11 protein-coding genes and 1 pseudogene are annotated in these 17,523 nt (G+C 42.8%); 6 read left to right on the top strand and 6 right to left on the bottom strand.

Annotated elements, in window-relative coordinates; all coding sequences use genetic code 11:
• Positions 1-134: 134 nt before the first annotated feature.
• Positions 135-3,722 carry an LAGLIDADG family homing endonuclease gene (locus C173_RS33355; protein WP_063830904.1) on the top strand — a complete coding sequence of 1,196 codons (3,588 nt, stop codon included), beginning with the start codon at positions 135-137 and terminating at the stop codon, positions 3,720-3,722.
• Between the two features lie 254 nt (positions 3,723-3,976).
• On the top strand, positions 3,977-5,482 hold the full coding sequence (locus C173_RS12070) for a DUF6119 family protein (protein ID WP_036725046.1): 1,506 nt from the start codon (positions 3,977-3,979) through the stop codon (positions 5,480-5,482).
• A 268-nt stretch (positions 5,483-5,750) separates the two neighbouring features.
• Here the strand turns inward: C173_RS12070 and C173_RS12065 are convergent, their stop codons facing one another.
• The 4 genes and pseudogenes from C173_RS12065 to C173_RS12050 all read right to left on the bottom strand — a co-directional run.
• A complete protein-coding gene (locus tag C173_RS12065) occupies positions 5,751-6,614 on the bottom strand; it encodes an IS3 family transposase (protein ID WP_081751133.1) in 864 nt (287 codons plus the stop codon).
• An 11-nt stretch (positions 6,615-6,625) separates the two neighbouring features.
• Positions 6,626-6,943 (bottom strand): transposase, encoded by a 318-nt coding sequence (locus C173_RS12060; RefSeq protein WP_036725045.1) that lies wholly within the window; start codon positions 6,941-6,943, stop codon positions 6,626-6,628.
• A 272-nt stretch (positions 6,944-7,215) separates the two neighbouring features.
• Positions 7,216-7,890: a hypothetical protein gene (locus C173_RS12055; RefSeq protein WP_036725044.1), complete on the bottom strand. Its 675-nt coding sequence runs from the start codon at positions 7,888-7,890 to the stop codon at positions 7,216-7,218.
• 521 nt (positions 7,891-8,411) lie between these two features.
• Positions 8,412-8,826 (bottom strand): annotated as a pseudogene (locus tag C173_RS12050) (IS110 family transposase); the annotation flags it as partial.
• 208 nt (positions 8,827-9,034) lie between these two features.
• Here C173_RS12050 and C173_RS32850 point away from each other — a divergent pair.
• Both C173_RS32850 and C173_RS12035 read left to right on the top strand, forming a co-directional pair.
• On the top strand, positions 9,035-11,950 hold the full coding sequence (locus C173_RS32850; RefSeq protein ID WP_051477992.1) for a hypothetical protein: 2,916 nt from the start codon (positions 9,035-9,037) through the stop codon (positions 11,948-11,950).
• A 19-nt stretch (positions 11,951-11,969) separates the two neighbouring features.
• Entirely contained in the window at positions 11,970-13,991 is a 2,022-nt protein-coding gene (locus C173_RS12035; RefSeq protein ID WP_036725040.1) for a hypothetical protein, read from the top strand.
• Between the two features lie 364 nt (positions 13,992-14,355).
• Here the strand turns inward: C173_RS12035 and C173_RS12030 are convergent, their stop codons facing one another.
• A complete protein-coding gene (locus C173_RS12030; RefSeq protein WP_036725038.1) occupies positions 14,356-15,066 on the bottom strand; it encodes a hypothetical protein in 711 nt (236 codons plus the stop codon).
• A 10-nt stretch (positions 15,067-15,076) separates the two neighbouring features.
• On the opposite strand from C173_RS12030, the gene C173_RS12025 reads away from it, so the two are divergent.
• Complete coding sequence (locus C173_RS12025; RefSeq protein WP_235191869.1) at positions 15,077-15,538, top strand: hypothetical protein; 462 nt, start codon at positions 15,077-15,079, stop codon at positions 15,536-15,538.
• Positions 15,539-16,067: 529 nt separating this feature from the next.
• On the opposite strand, the gene C173_RS35660 is transcribed toward C173_RS12025, so the two are convergent.
• Positions 16,068-16,511 (bottom strand): CBO0543 family protein, encoded by a 444-nt coding sequence (locus tag C173_RS35660; RefSeq protein ID WP_051477991.1) that lies wholly within the window; start codon positions 16,509-16,511, stop codon positions 16,068-16,070.
• A 345-nt stretch (positions 16,512-16,856) separates the two neighbouring features.
• Between C173_RS35660 and C173_RS12015 the strand changes: the two genes are divergently transcribed.
• Positions 16,857-17,495, top strand: a complete 639-nt coding sequence (locus tag C173_RS12015; RefSeq protein WP_036725034.1) for a universal stress protein — start codon at positions 16,857-16,859, stop codon at positions 17,493-17,495.
• Positions 17,496-17,523 lie beyond the last annotated feature (28 nt).

The raw sequence follows: 17,523 nt of genomic DNA, 5'->3' as shown, positions 1-17,523 counted from the left end.
AAGCATGAAAATTAGCTGGTATGCGGATTTTTTCGGCTGTTTGTTATTGACAAGAGGAGCTTCCGCCGGACAAGCAGGCTGCGGCTGCCCGGCCGCCGGAAGCATGACCTATTATATCCTGGGAGGTTTTGCTATTGAGTACAGTGGAACACAACAAGCGTCTAGAGGGTCTGAGCGAGAAAATATTCCTGGACCGTTATGCCTGGAAGGACGCGGACAGCAATAATGCCAAGGTAGGCGATGTAGTACTTGTCCTGACGAAGGATGATCCGAAGTTCCCAACCAAGGAGGTTGGCGAGATTGTAGAGCGTACAGGCCGGATGGTTACGGTAAAAACCCGCAGCGGCGAGCTGGTGCAGTCGGATGTGGAAAAGCTGACGCTGAACATTGAGAAGACGCCGGAGGAGATGTGGGACCGTCTTGCGGCAGCGATGGCTTCCGTGGAGAAGACTCCCGGACTTCAGGAAGAATGGACAGGCAAATTCCGCTCGATTCTGGATGACTGGAAGCTGGTTCCCGGCGGACGGATTGCGGCTGGGGCCGGAGCCAGCGAGGAGCTTACACTGTTCAACTGCTATGTGATTCCATCTCCCAAAGACAGCCGGGGCGGCATCATGGAGACACTCTCCGAGATGACCGAGATTATGGCCCGCGGCGGCGGGGTAGGCATCAATCTGTCCTCGCTGCGCCCGCGCCGTGCCATTGTCAGAGGGGTGAACGGTTCCTCCAGCGGCTCCGTGTCCTGGGGCGGCCTGTTCAGCTATACCACCGGACTGATTGAACAAGGCGGCAGCCGCCGCGGCGCGCTGATGCTGATGATCAACGACTGGCACCCGGATGTGCTGGACTTCATTACCGTGAAGCAGACGATGGGCCAGGTCACGAACGCCAACCTGTCCGTATGCGTCAGCAATGGCTTCATGAAGGCCGTCAAGGAGGATCTGGACTGGGAGCTGGTCTTCCCGGATACCACTGACCCGGATTACGACGCCCTCTGGGACGGCGATCTGGATAAATGGAAGTCCGACAACCGCCGCGTCATCCCTTACCGCACCGTCAGAGCACGCGATATCTGGCATACGATTATCGAATCGGCCTGGAAGTCTGCAGAACCGGGCGTTGTTTTCATGGAGTATTATAATCAGATGTCGAATAGCTGGTATTTCAATCCAATCATTTGTACTAATCCGTGCTTCCACCCGAACACCCGCATTGCAACGGAATATGGTCTCTTAACCATTGAAGAGCTGTATAAGAAGGTCGGAACGGAATCCTTCCTGGTGGGAACCGATTCGAGACTGGTGGAGCAGGCCAAAGTGGTTGGCGGAAGAAGCTATGAAGTTCCAGGTCTACAGATGAGACGGGCGACAGTATTCCCAACCGGCACCAGAGAAACCTTGAAGATCTCGCTGCAAAATGGAGTTGAGCTGTCCGTAACGCCTGAGCACCGCTTATTTACTGACTCCGGCTGGAAAGAGGCTCAGACTCTGAGTGCAGACGATTGCGTTTATTTGCAGTCTGGTGAGGGAGGGTTTGCGGCTAAGGATACACTTGGTGAGGGGTGGGTCAATGAACAGCTTGAAGAACTCGGAGTGAAGGCAGTTAGAGCCGCAGAAAAAGAGGTTCCGGCTGCGCTGTATACCGCTTCACGTGCGACGGTTGTGGCATTCCTGCAAGGATTATTCTCTGCGGACGGAACGGTATATGAGAATGATGAGATGCACCGTACGGTCAGATTGACCTCAGCTTCCAAAAAACTTCTTCAAGGCGTTCAATTGCTGCTGCTTAATTTCGGAATTAACAGTTCCATCTATAACCGTCAGAAGAAGAATCAAGCTATATTTACGTATACGACCATAGCCGGCGAGGAACGGAGCTATGAAGGCAGCGGATTCTATGAGCTGATCTTAAGCGGCAATAACATCCTGGAGTTCAAGAATAAGATCGGCTTCAAGCTGATTACCAGAAAACAAGAAGCACTGGGGCGGATTGCCCGGCCTTCCCGCAAAAATGAAAAGTTTATCTCCAAAGTCGTTGGTATCGAAGCAGGCGAGGTTGTGACGGTATACGATATTACTGAGCCTGTTACACACTCGCTGATCGCTGGTGGTGTTGTTGCCCATAACTGCGGGGAACAAGGCCTTCCCGGCTGGGGCGTGTGCAACCTGTCCGCCGTCAATCTCTCCAAGTTCTACGATGCCGAGAAGCATGATGTGGACTGGGCAGATCTGGCGACAACGACCCGTTATTCCGTGCGTTTCCTGGATAATGTCATCGACAAGACACCATATCATTTCCCGGAAAATGAAGCCAACCAGAAGCTCGAACGCCGCGTAGGTCTCGGCACCATGGGTCTGGCTGAGCTGATGATCAAGCTGAATATCCGTTATGGCAGTCCCGAATCCCTGGAGTTCCTGGACAAGCTCTACGGCTTCATGGCCCGCGAGGCCTATCTGGCTTCGGCTGAGATTGCCGGAGAGAAGGGCTCGTTCCAGGCCTTCGACACCGATAAATATCTGCAGAGCGGCTTCATGCGGAATATCACCGAGGTCTATCCCGAAGTGAGCGAGTCGATCCGTAAACATGGTATGCGTAACGTAACTGTGATTACCCAGGCCCCTACCGGAAGCACGGGAACTATGGTCGGCACCTCCACAGGGATCGAACCGTATTTCGCCTTCAAATATTTCCGCCAGAGCCGTCTTGGATACGATGAGCAGTTCGTGCCTATCGCCCAGGAATGGCTGGAAGCTCATCCGGGAGAAGAGCTGCCGGACTACTTCGTCACATCAATGGATTTGTCCGCTAAGGATCATATCCGCGCGCAGGCAGCTATTCAACGCTGGGTGGACAGTTCTATCTCCAAGACTGCGAACTGCCCGTCTGACTTCACAGTGGAAGAGACCGCCGAGCTGTATGAAATGGCCTTCGATCTGGGCTGCAAAGGCGTAACCATCTACCGTGATGGCAGCCGTGATGTACAGGTGCTGGAGACGAAGAAGAAGGAAGACAAGAAGGACGAACCGGCAACGGCTGCCAAGCCTGAGGTGATTAAGGAAACGGAAGCCGCTCCGTCAGCACCGACAACTGTAGCCGCAGCGCCTGCTCACCAGGAAGCGGCCAGCGGAGTAGACAAGCAATACAAGAAGCGTCCGCAGGTGCTGCGCGGCGCGACCTATAAGATCAATACGCCGTTCGGCATGGCGTATATCACGATCAACGATCTTGATGGTATCCCGGCAGAAATTTTCCTGAATGTCGGCAAGGCTGGCTCTGACGTCTTCGCCATGGCAGAAGCCCTGGGCCGCGTCTGCTCGCTGTTCCTGCGCTACGGCGATCACGGCGAGAAGGTCGGCCTGTTGATCAAGCACCTCAAGGGCATCGGCGGCTCCGGCGCCATCGGCTTCGGTGCGAACCGCGTCGAGTCCATCGCCGACGCCGTAGCCAAAGCCCTGGAGACCCATGTGCTGAACAACGCCCATGACGATCACATTCCTGCGCCAATCGCAGCCACGCTGGAGCTTGATTTCAACGCCGAGCTGAACGCCGAGCTGAAATCCACGGTTCCTGCGGCGGCTACCAATGATAGCCACGGCGGTCATGACGCACATAGCCACGCTACCGCTTCGAGGGATCTTTGCCCTTCCTGCGGCAGCGCCTCGCTGATTAATATTGAGGGCTGTAAGACTTGCGGGAATTGCGGGTATAGTCGGTGTGGGTGAGGATGGACTTGAGTTCCAAAATTAATTAGATCTGTGTGATTTTTCATTTTAAATGAGAATTGTTTCATTTCATGCGAGAAAAACGTTTCATTTAGAATGATAAAATTAAAATGTACACTTAATTGAATAAAAATACATTGAAACCACATCTAGAACACGGCAGCATGCTTTATTATGTTGCTGTGTTCTTTTTGTTTGTCTCTATTTAATGTAAAGGTTTAATGAACATAAAAAAACGATGAGGGTGGTTTAGAATGCCTAAATATAATATCTATAAAATTAAGGATGGCAACCGAGAAGCTTTACAAAGAAAACTTAGCACAGTAGGTTTAATTGCAAAAAATGAAAAACAAATTGGGGATTATACGGCCAAATTTTATTTTTCTGATAAACCTGATTTAGTCAAAATTTGGTGGGTTGATTTATATAAAGATTTCATAGACGTAAACGAACTTCCTAATAATGAGTTATACTTCGGAATACTATTATTAGTCAATAAAGAAATCTGTTATGCAATCAGCTTTGGTAAAGCGCATTTTTACCTTCGTGAATATTGTGATGGGGAATTTGGTTTAAATTTGGCCGAAAGAATTGTTGACGAAAACAATCTTAGAATAAAAAACTCCAAATTGTTTGGAGGAAGGCGATCTAAAAATATTATCTCTTATCAAGACAGGAGCCCGATTGAATATGATAGTGGAGAATCATTCCAATATATAAAAGCTAAAACAATTAATGCAGAGGATTGGGGAAGCGTAGTAAGCTTTGGTTCCTCAGTTTTATTTAATGTAAAAATATCTCCTTCAGAACTTGATAGATTTCTAGATTCTATAGAGCAGAAACTTAGTCAAACACCTATTCTTACACTACCAAGAGTAGAGGAGGTAAAAGATGTAGAGACTAAGCGGCGCTTGGATAGAGAGCTTGCTATATCGTTATTATCGAACACTACAACAGGTACGCTAGCTGAGGAGTTTTCTGTTTCAGGAGTCGACTTTGTCTTCAGTGAAAATAATCAATACGCATTCTTCTTGAAAGGAAATTCAAAACAAAGCGAACTGAAATTTGATGACTTGTCTTTAGAGCGTCTCACCCATTTCGTAACTGAAAATGGGATTGATTTGATTAATTCAATCAATGATATTCGTATTCAGATAAAAAGTGAAAATAGTAGAACTAGAAGCGAATCTTTAAAAAAAGTCTTAGATTATGTTGATGATGAAAGATATTGCTTAGTGAACGGAAAATGGCATCGATTTAACCAATCTTATATTAACTTTCTTCAAAAAGAGGTAAATAAAATACCAATACTACAGCATAATACAACGTTCCTTTCATCAAATATAAATGAAGATGATTTTAACAAGGGTAAGGTATGTGATGGTTATTTGAATTTTGATAAAGACTTTTCTTATATTGAAAAATACAAAATAGAGAAAATGGATCTCTACAAAGATAAGACACTGTATTTTGTGAAAATGGGTGAGCCTCAAAATCTAAGTTATGTAATTGACCAATCTTTAAATACTGTAAAAATACTTCAAAATAATGTGGATGATATCATTATAAATCAAATGAAGATTGAACCTGAAAATATGTGTCTTTGGCTTATCTTTGAGAGGAAAACAACATTGAAGAGATTGTCAGATCTCAGATCTCTTATATTTCTTATGAAATTAGTAGAATGGAAGCGTAATGTTATTGTAGCTGGTTACAAACCTACTATAAATATTGGTTATAAAGATCCAAAAACAATTTAGATCTCTTTTTATTCTCTTAATAAAAAAAGCATTTCTCCACATCTTCAGGGGAAGTGCTTTTTTTTGTGTGAAAATTTTAAAGTATAAAGTATAAATGTGTTTGTTTAGATTGAATGGGTAATTATATTATAATGAGATGTTTATTGCGATTAAAGAACTGCTCTCAAGAAGATCAAGATCTAATCCTGTTGAAAGTATTAAAGGAGCTATGCCATACGGGTAGAGTTTAATTTTATACTTCCTGGACTTCTGTCAAGAAAGTAGACTGTTACGCAACGGATTTTTTAGTGAATTGCTTAGCAAAGCGGGCGGGGGAAAGATACCCCAGTGAGCTGTGCATTCGCTTGCGATTGTAATAGAACTCAATGTATTGGAAAATAGCATCATATGCCTGTTCCGGGTTTTTGAAGCGCGGATTACAGTAGATGAGCTCTTTCTTTAAAATACTGTGCCAAGACTCAATGCAGGCGTTATCGTAACAGTTTCCTTTACGGCTCATGCTGGATTTCATGTGGTATGTCTTTAGTTGGTCGACATATTCTTTTGAGGTATATTGAGACCCTCGGTCAGAGTGGTGCAGTAGGCCCTCGCCGGGTCGCTTCGCCGTGTACGCCGCCTGCAGCGCGTCTAAGACCAGGCTCGTCTCCATATGGTTATACAGCCGCCACCCTACAATTTCTCGCGTGCATAGATCCATGACGCTAGCTGGGTATAAGCGACCTCCACGACAAGGGATATACGTGATGTCGGTGACCCATACGGTATTGGGCTTAAGCACCTTAAACTCTTGGTTCAGTGTGTTTGGTGCAATGGGATTATTATGCTTGGAATCGGTCGTCTGCACTCGGTATGGCTTAGATACAATAGAGCGGAGCTTCATTTCTCGCATGTACACACTCACTGTGCGTTCCGTGACCGTATAGCCTTCCTGATGCAGCAGGCGGGTGATCTTCGGACTTCCATACCGTTTTTGATGGTCGTCAAAATGGTACCGGATTCGCTCCATAACGGCAGCCTTGCGGAGGGCTTGCACACTGGCTTTGGCGTTCAGCCACTTGTAATATCCGCTCCTGGATACCTGTAGGGTACTGCACATCTTCTCCAAGCGAAACGCGGAGCGATGGTCCTTCATGAACTGGAATCTTAGTTCCTTGGTTTGCTGAAGATGTGCACTGCTTTTTTTACGATTGCCAATTCTTCCTCTGTATCGGCAAGTCGACTGTCTTTCTCTTGGAGCTGACGGCGCATCTCTTGGAGCTCGGCTTCGAGTTCCCGTACCCGATCCATACTGGCCACCGGTTCATTCTTTAGCTCCCGGTATTGCCCCATCCACTGGTGCAGCGTACTTTTCGGAATGTCCAGCTCTTGCGCGATGTCCCCTATGCTCTTCGTCTGCTCTTGAATGAACTTTACCGTTTGCTTCTTATATTCTTCGTTATACCGTTGTCGTTTTTCTCCCATAGGGATGCACCTCCGTTGCCCTTATTATCCCTCCGTCCGTTAACTGTCGTCTACTTTCAATTCTAATCCCATCCTTATCAGTTGTACATACATCTAGGCGGGTAAAGAGTAATATCTAGGAACATATTGAGCAGAGAACGATTTCAAAAACTTAAGTATTTTCGTTGTCAATTGAGAATTCTCGGTTGAAAAATTTATTAAGTAAGAATGAGAATAGCTGAACGTTTTCATAAAGCTAAAGCAACTAGGTACGAATATTGGGTTTATTAGCCTCATCTTTTTCCCCTGCGTTTTTTCACTTTCCGTAATCTTCTTTCATTCGTTTTCAGTATTCGTTCTGGCTCAAATGAACCATATGACTTCTGAAATCGGTTCATTCCCAATATCCACAAGACTGTTATTGCTGCGCTAAAAAGTAAGACCACTCTTAAGGAGGTCTGAAGGAATACAGGGAAATACTTTGTAGTGCTGTACATGACGTAGTAATTCCATAATAATGCTATTCCTTGATTACGGGTAAATCTATTTCGAATCTCTGATCCTATGCTTACGTCTTTTTGGAGCAGTTGAAATAATCCCATTAATAGAATGAGAGGGACAATAGGAAGAAGACCGCTGGCTTTCAAAATGAGCAAACAAATCAGATCAAGTCTGAATATCTGATTTATAATAGGGAAATTAGATTGTAATGCATCTGGTTCTCCGGTAATGAAACTGAGGATCGCATTTAAAATCGAGATGATTCCAGAGAAAGCAATGATTGGAGAAAGGATTTTTCGAGCGAGTGGTAGAAAAAGCCTTCTATCCCACTGAGCAGTAATCAACATCCGATCTTGAAATCGGGCCATTTTATTTCTTGCCCAAAGTATTTGTATTGCTGCTGAAGGGATCTTTATTGAGGGGGATTGATATGCTTTAGTCTTTTTCTTTTTTGTCTTCTTATTCATAGCTCTACCTCCAACGACTTTCCTATTATTACGGTAGCTTGTTTCCGGAGTTCCATCGAATGATAGATGAAGGTAAAGAAATATCTTTTAAAAGATGATGATGTTTCTTACGACTTAGCACTAGACATTTTGTTTAGTTCATGGTATGAGACTGGCCCTCTGTCAAGAGAGTAGACAGTCACGCAACGGATAGTGTAGTAAATTGTTTGCAAAAGGGGAGGGGAAAGGTAGCCCAGAGCTCCGTGCATTCGCTTACGGTTTATAGTAAAACTCAATGTCCTGGTAAATTGCATTGTAGGCTTGCTCAGTAGTTTTAAAACGAGGGTTATAGTAAATATGAGTTCCTTCTTTAAAATACTATGCCAGGACTCAATACAGGCGTTATCGTAACAGTTTCCTTAGCGAATCATGCTGGTTTCCATCTGGTACGTCTCCAACTGGTGGACGTATTCTTTAGAAGTAATAGCATAAGCGGCCTGTAAGGCGTCCAGAACCAGGCTGGTTTCCATGTGGGTATACAGCTTCCCGTTACGCACTAAATCGGCGATGACCTTAGCATCTTTATAGTCATTTTTCGTCTGTGAGTTGTCTTCCAGTTCTTTACTTTTGTGAACATGATGCGGATTGACTATGACGAGTGGAATTCCTTGCTGTCCCAAGTATTCAGCTAGGTTAAACCAGTAGTGTCCGGTGGGCTCAATGCCAAAGAGGAAGTCACTCTTGGCATGCTCTTGTTGAAGCTCCTTCATCCATTGAACCAGTTGTTCCAGCCCGGTACGGGTATTGGAGAACACTCAGCCCTCCCAGTTCGATCCCCCGAAAGTCGATGGCACGGGCCACGTGGGTTTCTTTAGCGATGTCTGCGCCTACGACAAGGGTCTTGTCAGAAATTCGTGTAATCCGTTGATTCTGTTTCTTTGATTGTTTATACTTCATGTTGAGTGCCTCCTGTGCTGGAATTTGTTCTTTGGTCGGAACGTTTCCCAGTATACAGTTGGCGCTTTTTTCTTTCAAACCTCGAATTAATTCATTACAGGAATGGCTCCTTATTCATTTGATTAATTCCAATTATCGAATAATGCCCCCAATTATGGAGACTATATTATGTGAGAAAATCTTAAACCATTTGGAGGTGCACTCAGCATTGGATAAAATAAAAAATCAAAATGACGTTTTCAAGTTCGTGGCATTACGTCCACCAACTGAGCCGAAGCAAAAGAATGGAAATTCTAGCCGTATCGTTGACTCAAGGCATTTAAATGAAACTCCAGTCGGCAAGTTAATTAATGAACTTGAGCCGAATTCACACATTGGACAAGTTCTTCCTCATGTAATGGAACTAGTTAATAAAAATAACTGGGGAAGTGAAATCCAAGGGGATAAAAAATTTAAAGTAATTGTGGCTGTAAGTCGTATCATAGAAAATCAAGTACGGATTTTTGAATCGGAAAAATTCCATAGACAAATTGAGAATGCGATTGGAGATTGTCCTAAAATATTTATCCAAAGCGATTACGCATTTAATTTACAGTGTAATTTATGGGATCGATTACATGCATTCTACCTCATTAACCGTGTTACTCCTGTAAACTTGGAAGGTCTTATGGAAGGCCTTAAATCATTCCATATCTTGGGTAAGTTAGCAAAAGATGATGAAATGGTGACCTTAGAAGATCTACAAGCAGCGTATAGGGGAGTAGTCGTTCTTCCTGAAGAGTTTGTTCGAATTGCACCTGAAAAAGTTGAAGGACAGTTACGTAGCAATGAAAAAAACACACGTAATCATACTATTCAAAAGCATATCTCTGCCCTTTGGGACAAGTATGTTGAGTTACATGAGGCAGCCGAAGAGATTCAAATGCTTCAGCCAATAATTGAACTGAAGCAAGAAGAACAGGAACTCGATCAAGAGAAACTCGATGAATTTCATGTAGCTAAAAATACAACTGAGAAGTCTAACCTGAAAAAAATATTATACCGCTCCTCATTTACTTTTGACCCAGCAGACCTTGAAGCTCTAAGTCAAACTGCTCGGGTCATGATCGAAAATAGTAAAAACTCTGATCAATTTAATAAGCCTCAGGTTCTTAAACGAATTCATGAAGAACTAGCTGCTGTGACTGAACAATTATATTACGAACCTCGCTTAATAGAGAAGGAAATTCCGGATGCTGCAAAAAAAATCCCAGGCACCATGATTTTTATGAATAGAAATTTTAATTTAGAATCACTGAAATCTATTCCCTCCCCCTCTGACTTCCCTTTTCCATGGTCAATCAGATCACAGATAAGACCTCTCGGTATTGGTGATCTCAAAGTTGTAAAACAGACGCTGGAACGTTACGTAGCCGGCGAAGTTGCTCATATTGAAAATGTCATGCAAGGGGAGTCGAAAGAACGAAAGCACCGACGATACGATCGGACAGAAGAATCGCTTACTATCGAATTGGAGAGTACGGAAGAAACCGAAAGAGACACGCAGTCTACAGATCGTTTTGAGTTGAAGAAAGAGGTTGAGAATACCATTCAAACAGACATGAAGGTTGATACAGGTATTACTGTAAGTTCCAGTTATGGTCCTGTTAAGTTTGGAGCACATGCTAATTTTGCATATAATCAATCAACAAGAGATAGTGCTCGAGTATCCTCGAATTTCTCGAAGGAAGTGCTTGACCGTTCCATAGCTAAGATCCAAAAGAAATCTCGCGAAGAGAGAATTACAAAAACAATACAAGAGGTTGAAGAAATAAACACACACAGTATCAACAATATAGGTACGGAAGGACACATTACAGGTGTGTATCGTTGGGTTGATAAACACTACAAAGCACAAATTTTCAACTATGGTAAGCGCATGATGTTTGAATTTGTCGTGCCAGAGCCTGCTGCGTTCTTTAAATATGCCCAAGCAAATAACTCGGGTAATGCAATAAATGTTACGAAACCCATTCCACTAGGTGAAATTACTGCCTCGGATATTAATGAATCGAACTATCTGATACTTAGCCGAAATTACAATGTTCAAGGAATAACACCACCACCTCCTAGCGAGCGAGTTGTTAGCTACGCTTTAGATAAGCATGGGTTACAAATGAAAGAAGGGTTCAGTCAATCCGTAAATGATTTAAAGCTACCTGAGGGATATTATGCAGAGACTGGTTTTGTCGCGTCGAGTGTAATTAAATACATGAATCCTGAGATTCTAAAGGATCAGTATTATATTGTTACTATTGGCAGGCTTGTTCAAGGATATTTCGATCAGCCAGTGATGGGTGGGTTTCTTAACAAAGAGGAAAATTTTTTACCTATTACTGTTAATACCATGAATATAGATAGCTACACGATTGTTGTTTCTGTTATTTGCCACATATCTTTAGAACATTTCAGACAGTGGCAGATTAAGACATTTGAACTAATTCAATCTGCCTATACAACCGCAATGGCTCAGTATGAAGAAAAATTACGTGCTGCCGAAGCACGTCGTGGAGTTGTTATAACCGGCTATAACCCAAACACCAACCGGGATATCGAGCGTACAGAATTGAAAAAACATTCAATTAGTATGTTGACTGGACAACGTTATACAGAATTTAATGCTGTGAGTGGAAATCCACCTGAATTTGACCTTGTAGAAGCAGCATCAGAAGGAAGATTTATTCAGTTTTTTGAACAAGCTTTTGAATGGGAACAGATGACGTACCTATTTTATCCGTATTTTTGGGGACGTAAGGATAATTGGGCGACGGTATCAAATACCTATGATAATGATCCATTGTTTACAAAATTTCTTCAGGCCGGATCAGCTCGAATTGTGATTCCCGTACATCCAGCATACAACGAAGCAATACTTTACTACCTACAGACTGGTGAGTTGTGGAATGGTGGTGATGCTCCAGTCATTGACGATCCTCTCTACATCGGGCTCTGTGAAGAGTTAAGAGCAAAACAAGATGATCTTGAAAATGCTGTTCCTGAGGGCGATCCATGGACAGTTGTTTTACCAACAACACTGGTATGGTTACAAGCTGGCCCAGAACTACCTGACTATCGTCAACACTGATACTGCTTAAGGAGGAGCTATGGGAGAAATATTACGACATGCTGAGATATTTCACAATACTCTGGAGAAAATTGGTTTGTTACGTCCTGATGAAGAATACACCTACGTCGAACTTGGAAACTTTTTAACTGATATTTCTCAGTTCCGTGATCCATTCGCTCACATGTTAGCCAAGCGCACCATTTGGAATAAAGCAAAACGTTCAAACCGTTTTTTAGACATTTTGTCATCAATTCCAATTCTCGGCATATTGACCGATACCATTCTTGATGTTGTAGATGCGGATCAATGGCTTGATCAACTAATGGGTAAGTACGCACCTGTTAATTCTAGGTATGGGAAACTGGCCGAATATTTCGAGCACATCATGTTAGGTATTACCCATATGATCTTTTCAGATGATATCCCTAAGAAGGAAGCGTTAATATCCATGCTTCCAGCTCAGTTTCAGCAACTTGATCCAATACCAGCCGCCGAGATTGACAGAATTTATCGGAACTTCTTCACTCAGTACTATCCTCATGAACATTGTGATTACCCGCCTTACGTCTTGTCTGGGGAACAGCGTATTCTTAACAAGATGTACCAGCGAGGTAGTAGAGGGATAATCCAATTCGTTGAAGAATACATTCAACTATTGTCTGAAGAGTTAAGTAAACTTGAATTAGATTGGAAGGAAAAGCGGAATCTAACCAAAAAAAGTCCGGAGCGGCATGATATCCTTGTTGGCTTTGGGAAAGCTCTTCATACTGTGGAAGATTATTTCTTTCATACAAACTTTGTCGAGTTACACTTATGGAATACTAAACGTCGCCAATATTCCTCAGTAGAGCCCGAAGAAATATTTAAGGCTCGTTTTTCCAAGGATGCATTAAAGGCATATCGAAATTATCGAGGCTACAATGAGTATGGTACTGAGAATTCTGCTATTGACTCTGATGTAGGGAATCAGACACGCTGGCGCCGCAAACTTATGCGACGTCTACGATATCCCGTGTATGACTCCCAGAATCGCTTGAGTACTTCCGAATCCCTATCAAGTTTAAATCTAATTTATCCGGGTGGTTTTGAAAGCAAAGATATGTTTCATACTATGGCTGGGGCCCTCGAGAGTATGGAAGCACTATTAGCGGGATTTGATAAATTGGGGAGCGAAGTGCCAGCCGCGTTTCGTTCTAGTCTCGGACTTTCAACATCCGGGAGTCTCCGAGAAAGTGAACTTGTGCTTATTCGGACCTTGTTTAACAAAGAAGAGCGTACAAGATTGGATAATGACCCTGACTATCTAAAAAGCCAAATTGTCCGGCACGTTGAACAACTGAACTCTAATATATATGAGAAAAATATAGAGTACTTTCATAAATTGGGATTCCTGAACCAGCAGGCAGCTAACTCATTTAGCAAGGCGGTTACCCTTGACAAAGGGGTAGAGTCGTTGCACAGTCAAACACCAGGATGTAGCGGATTCTTGATTCAATTTCTTGCTGAAGCACAAGGTGAGTTAAATGACAGTCGACGAGAATCCATTCGTAAAGACTCTGAACATAATGGGACACCGAACGAGGGGAATGTGCTTGATGAACGTTCAGACAATGGTGCTTCTGGTGAAGCTGTAGGAACGCATACTCTTCTCTCAAAAGATACCCCCAAAAGCCAACCTTTACATGAAGATTCCGAGGTTTTAGGAAAGTTTGCTTCACTCGCAGTGGTCCGTCTTTTGCTAACCGAAATTAATGAAAACCGTGATAGCGGAACTGGTCTTGATTGGGATCGTATTCTCCGACACCTAATAAGGTTCCCCAGTGCTCGTCCAACAACTTGGGAAACACAAGCACTTAAATACTTCCGGCAGAGTGGAGTTAATCCAAATTATCAAGATATCTATGATCGGCCTGAATATCCCATAATTAGCGTATTCCACCAAGATCAGCGATTACTACAACGAAGAAATGGGAAGCGTCGAGAGGAAATGGAAATGATGTACGTTAAGCTTGAGGAGAAGGCGGATCGATATATGATGGTAAATATCATTCCCAAATAATCTTGAGTAAAAGCCAGATCATGTAATGCTTTTACAAAGGGGGCTCTTTACAAATGCCACTTAGATGAAGGGTCCTCAATCTGCTGCTTGGCTTATAGATAGAATGATATCTTCTTGTAGTTAAGCTATAACTTTAGGAGCTAACAGGATCCAGACCATGGAAAGCAGGCTACCTCCCTTTCAAAATTTCCTCATGTACATGGCATATTTAGTTTTTTATAAATTAAATGTTTATGTTTATACTTTTTTGCATGTAAAGTTCTTGTTTTTTAAAGGGAATGATTTGAAAAAAAAGTATAATTGACTAGAAATAAGGAGTCTTACATAATTAAGACTCATCACAGAAAATACAATATAAGGGATATTACCTATAGATGGAAGGAGGGTGGGGAAACCAGATATGTAAAGATTCCAAACCTGCCTCTAGTTGTTGAGTTGTTGAGGTGTTTCTAGAAAGAAGGAAATCATACTCATGATCACCGTCAAAGTCTCCTACCCAGACGGCACGGACTTCACTATTTCCTTGTAGTGGAATAACGAATGCGGGTTGATTAGCAGAGTTAGCGGTCAGTGTATATACTGCACTGGCTTCTTGTTCTTGATCGCTGATAACTGGTTTTACATAGTATGTATTATTCTTGGTCTTATCAGCGGTTTTATCTGTAAAATTGGTTCCTTCTGTTAGAACTGTGCTGTTAAGTTTGATGGGAGTGTATCCAACGTCAGTAGCCGTAGAAGGTGCAGAGGCTGTACTATCTGTTGTGATGCGGTAAACGTTAAACCCAATATTTGCAGAATCAAGTGCCAGGAAACGCCAACTAACAAAGACACTATTCCCGTTGCGAACAGCAACTACACCTCTACCCAAATTTTCCATTGTTCTTGGAGCATTTGCTGCTTCAGTGGTGGTGGCACCGGGTAGTCCATTGAGGTTACCATTAAAATTAAGGTAACGCCAAAAATTAAAAATCTCCTCCCAAATCCTTTCATAACAATCATCCTCTCTGATGTTTGACCAGTAGGCCGATGCCGCCCATATTCTGAGTGCGCCGAAACCGCAAACTGCAGAATGCATTCGCCTACAGATGCGGTGGCTCCGTACCGAATTGAAACGCACAAATACTCGCAAAGAAGACCGTGAAATGGTCGAAAATTTTGAGCGCTACAGCCATGGATTTTGGGCAGGATTGTTTGCTTATTACGATACCTCCTACCTACCCAGAACAAATAATGACCACGAGCGCTTCTTCCGCCAGACCAAGACCCGTCACCGTCGAATGACGGGTCTGAGGAGTTGGAATCGCTATAATTGGCGTGGTGGCGAATTTGTGGTTTGGGTAGACGATGCCTTGAAGCAAAAGAACCTGCTAAACCGGCTCAGTGGTGTGAAGTATGAAGATTACCTCCATGAACGGAAGGGATGGGAATCCCGGCTGCAGGAAGGCACAAACCGCCTTCGCTTTCGCCGAGATCCCCATCTTTATTTAAGCCGACTTGAAAAAACGCATCTGTTCGTTAATTGGGCAGACGTAGTTTTTTTTTCGTAATTACGGCGTTTATTACAGACATTCAAGAAGTTTTTTATCCGGTATTAAGCAGTTTAAATTACTAACAATTATCAATGAATCAATATTTTAAAAAATGTATATTCATACAAACTGTCGAAAAAAATTTTATAATAAATTCTGTTACATTTTAATTTATTTGCACTCGAATTTCAAAAATGATGATTAATTATAAGTCTCAAATCGACCTAAGTTGTTTTGTATTTAGAATGATGCATAATATTCATAAATGATGCATAAACCATAAAAGTGCGTTTTCTCGTTTAAAATGAAATATTAGAGAGGGCCCGGCTAGTTGGACTGACTTTTCTCATCTGAAATGAAACAGTTCCCCTTGTGATATAAGGGTTTTTTAACTGTGAATTCTCATTTAAAATGAAAAATCACAATCTGTATATTTATACAACTTATTTAAGTTCTGAGTAATTAATGTTCAGTTCCGATGAGACTTTTATTTTCATCGGGACTGTTTTTATTTTTATGAGTTTTCGTTATCAGCTCGGAACATCATTTAAACAAATGCGCTTATCAATTTTCTATAGATGATTACTATTGTATAAGCCACCAAATAAGAAACTAGACTCCAACCAATGTTCCATCCGTTTCCATAATCGACTATCCCTACTGAAAAAGCCCCGTACTCCATTATTGTGGTCAATAGGCTATAGAAGACTAAAAAAGTTAGTGTTGAATACTTTTTTGAATCGATACTATTTATCATAAAACAGCTCAATACAGGATAAATTCCAAAATCAAACGGAAGGGAAGCGATATCGTAAGGTTCGATTTTCCAAAAATCGAAGTGAAAACCGATTATATTCATTAACATCGCAATGCTAGATACAACGGGTACATAAGTGATAAAAGGCGAAGGTTTTCTTTTTAGATAATGGATGCTAATAATCCAAGGTAATATGAATGCAATCAAAATATAAAAGTAAATATTTATAATCATAAGTCCCCCTCGATCAAATTCTTGAACCGAAAAGATCCCCTTTTCATAGTTATTTCCTTATGTGCTGCACCCATTCGTGCTAGGGGGTGCATATTGCGAATTTATACCGGGGATAATCAAAGGGAAGAAATAAAAATGAAGCAGTAGCTAATGGGGAATTCCTCCTTTTTACACAGGCTCCCCTGAGGCTTCCATGATTATTCACCGCAAATTGCCTTTACTTTCTCCTTGGGTGACTATATAATTGCAATAATTGTATACGGAGTTAACCGGAGGAGCCTGCCAACAGCGGGCTCCTTTTGTGTTTTTTACCTGGAATAAATTTACTGCTGTGGAGGGTTTGAAATGGAAATGGAAATGAACAATGAGAGCATCATGGTGTGTGTGCATTATGGGCCGCACGGGCAGCGGTTGATACAGCGGGGAGGACAATTGGCCAGATTGCTCAATGCCCCGCTGATGGTACTCACTGTAGATGCATCCGGGGACAATGAATACAACAGGGAGAAGCAGCAGTACTTGTCTGGCTGGGAGAATCAGACCAAGGAGGCTGGCGGACAATTTGTGATCCGCAAATGTAACGGCAAAAAAACGGTTGATGTGATTGTGGAGACTGCAAAGGATAACAAAATAACACAAATTGTACTCGGACAGTCAAGCCAAACGCTGTGGCAGGAGATTACACGGGGAAGCTTCATTAATGAGCTGCTGGAGCGGATGGGTCCGATTGATCTTCATATCGTTGCGGTACAGCGGTATCCGGAGCTGCTCGAGCAGTCCCATGAGCAAGGGTTCTCTGCTTATCTGGTCAAAGAGGGCGACCGCCATATCCTTATGGATGAACCGGATGGGGATGAAGCCATGAAGGGGGTTTTCTTTCGTGAGCTCGATACAGATTTCAATACCGGCCTGTTCAAAATCGTCAGCAACGGTGAAGCGCAATATTTGAGAATTGTACAGAACGAATGGGTGAAGCCCCGTTAAGAGGATTATACAAAACTAGAAAGGGGGC

This window comes from Paenibacillus sp. FSL R7-277 (assembly GCF_000517965.1).
In the GTDB taxonomy this organism is placed as follows: Bacteria; Bacillota; Bacilli; order Paenibacillales; family Paenibacillaceae; genus Paenibacillus_AQ; species Paenibacillus_AQ silagei.
This window is presented reverse-complemented; position numbering and strand designations above follow the sequence as displayed.

Coding starts and splice junctions, on each gene's coding strand:
- C173_RS12070 (WP_036725046.1), top strand. CDS start 3,977: ATGCCTAAATATAATATCTATAAAATTAAGGATGGCAACCGAGAAGCT.
- C173_RS12065 (WP_081751133.1), bottom strand. CDS start 6,614: ATGAAGGACCATCGCTCCGCGTTTCGCTTGGAGAAGATGTGCAGTACC.
- C173_RS12060 (WP_036725045.1), bottom strand. CDS start 6,943: ATGGGAGAAAAACGACAACGGTATAACGAAGAATATAAGAAGCAAACG.
- C173_RS12055 (WP_036725044.1), bottom strand. CDS start 7,890: ATGAATAAGAAGACAAAAAAGAAAAAGACTAAAGCATATCAATCCCCC.
- C173_RS12035 (WP_036725040.1), top strand. CDS start 11,970: ATGGGAGAAATATTACGACATGCTGAGATATTTCACAATACTCTGGAG.
- C173_RS12030 (WP_036725038.1), bottom strand. CDS start 15,066: ATGCATTCTGCAGTTTGCGGTTTCGGCGCACTCAGAATATGGGCGGCA.
- C173_RS12025 (WP_235191869.1), top strand. CDS start 15,077: ATGCGGTGGCTCCGTACCGAATTGAAACGCACAAATACTCGCAAAGAA.
- C173_RS35660 (WP_051477991.1), bottom strand. CDS start 16,511: ATGATTATAAATATTTACTTTTATATTTTGATTGCATTCATATTACCT.
- C173_RS12015 (WP_036725034.1), top strand. CDS start 16,857: ATGGAAATGGAAATGAACAATGAGAGCATCATGGTGTGTGTGCATTAT.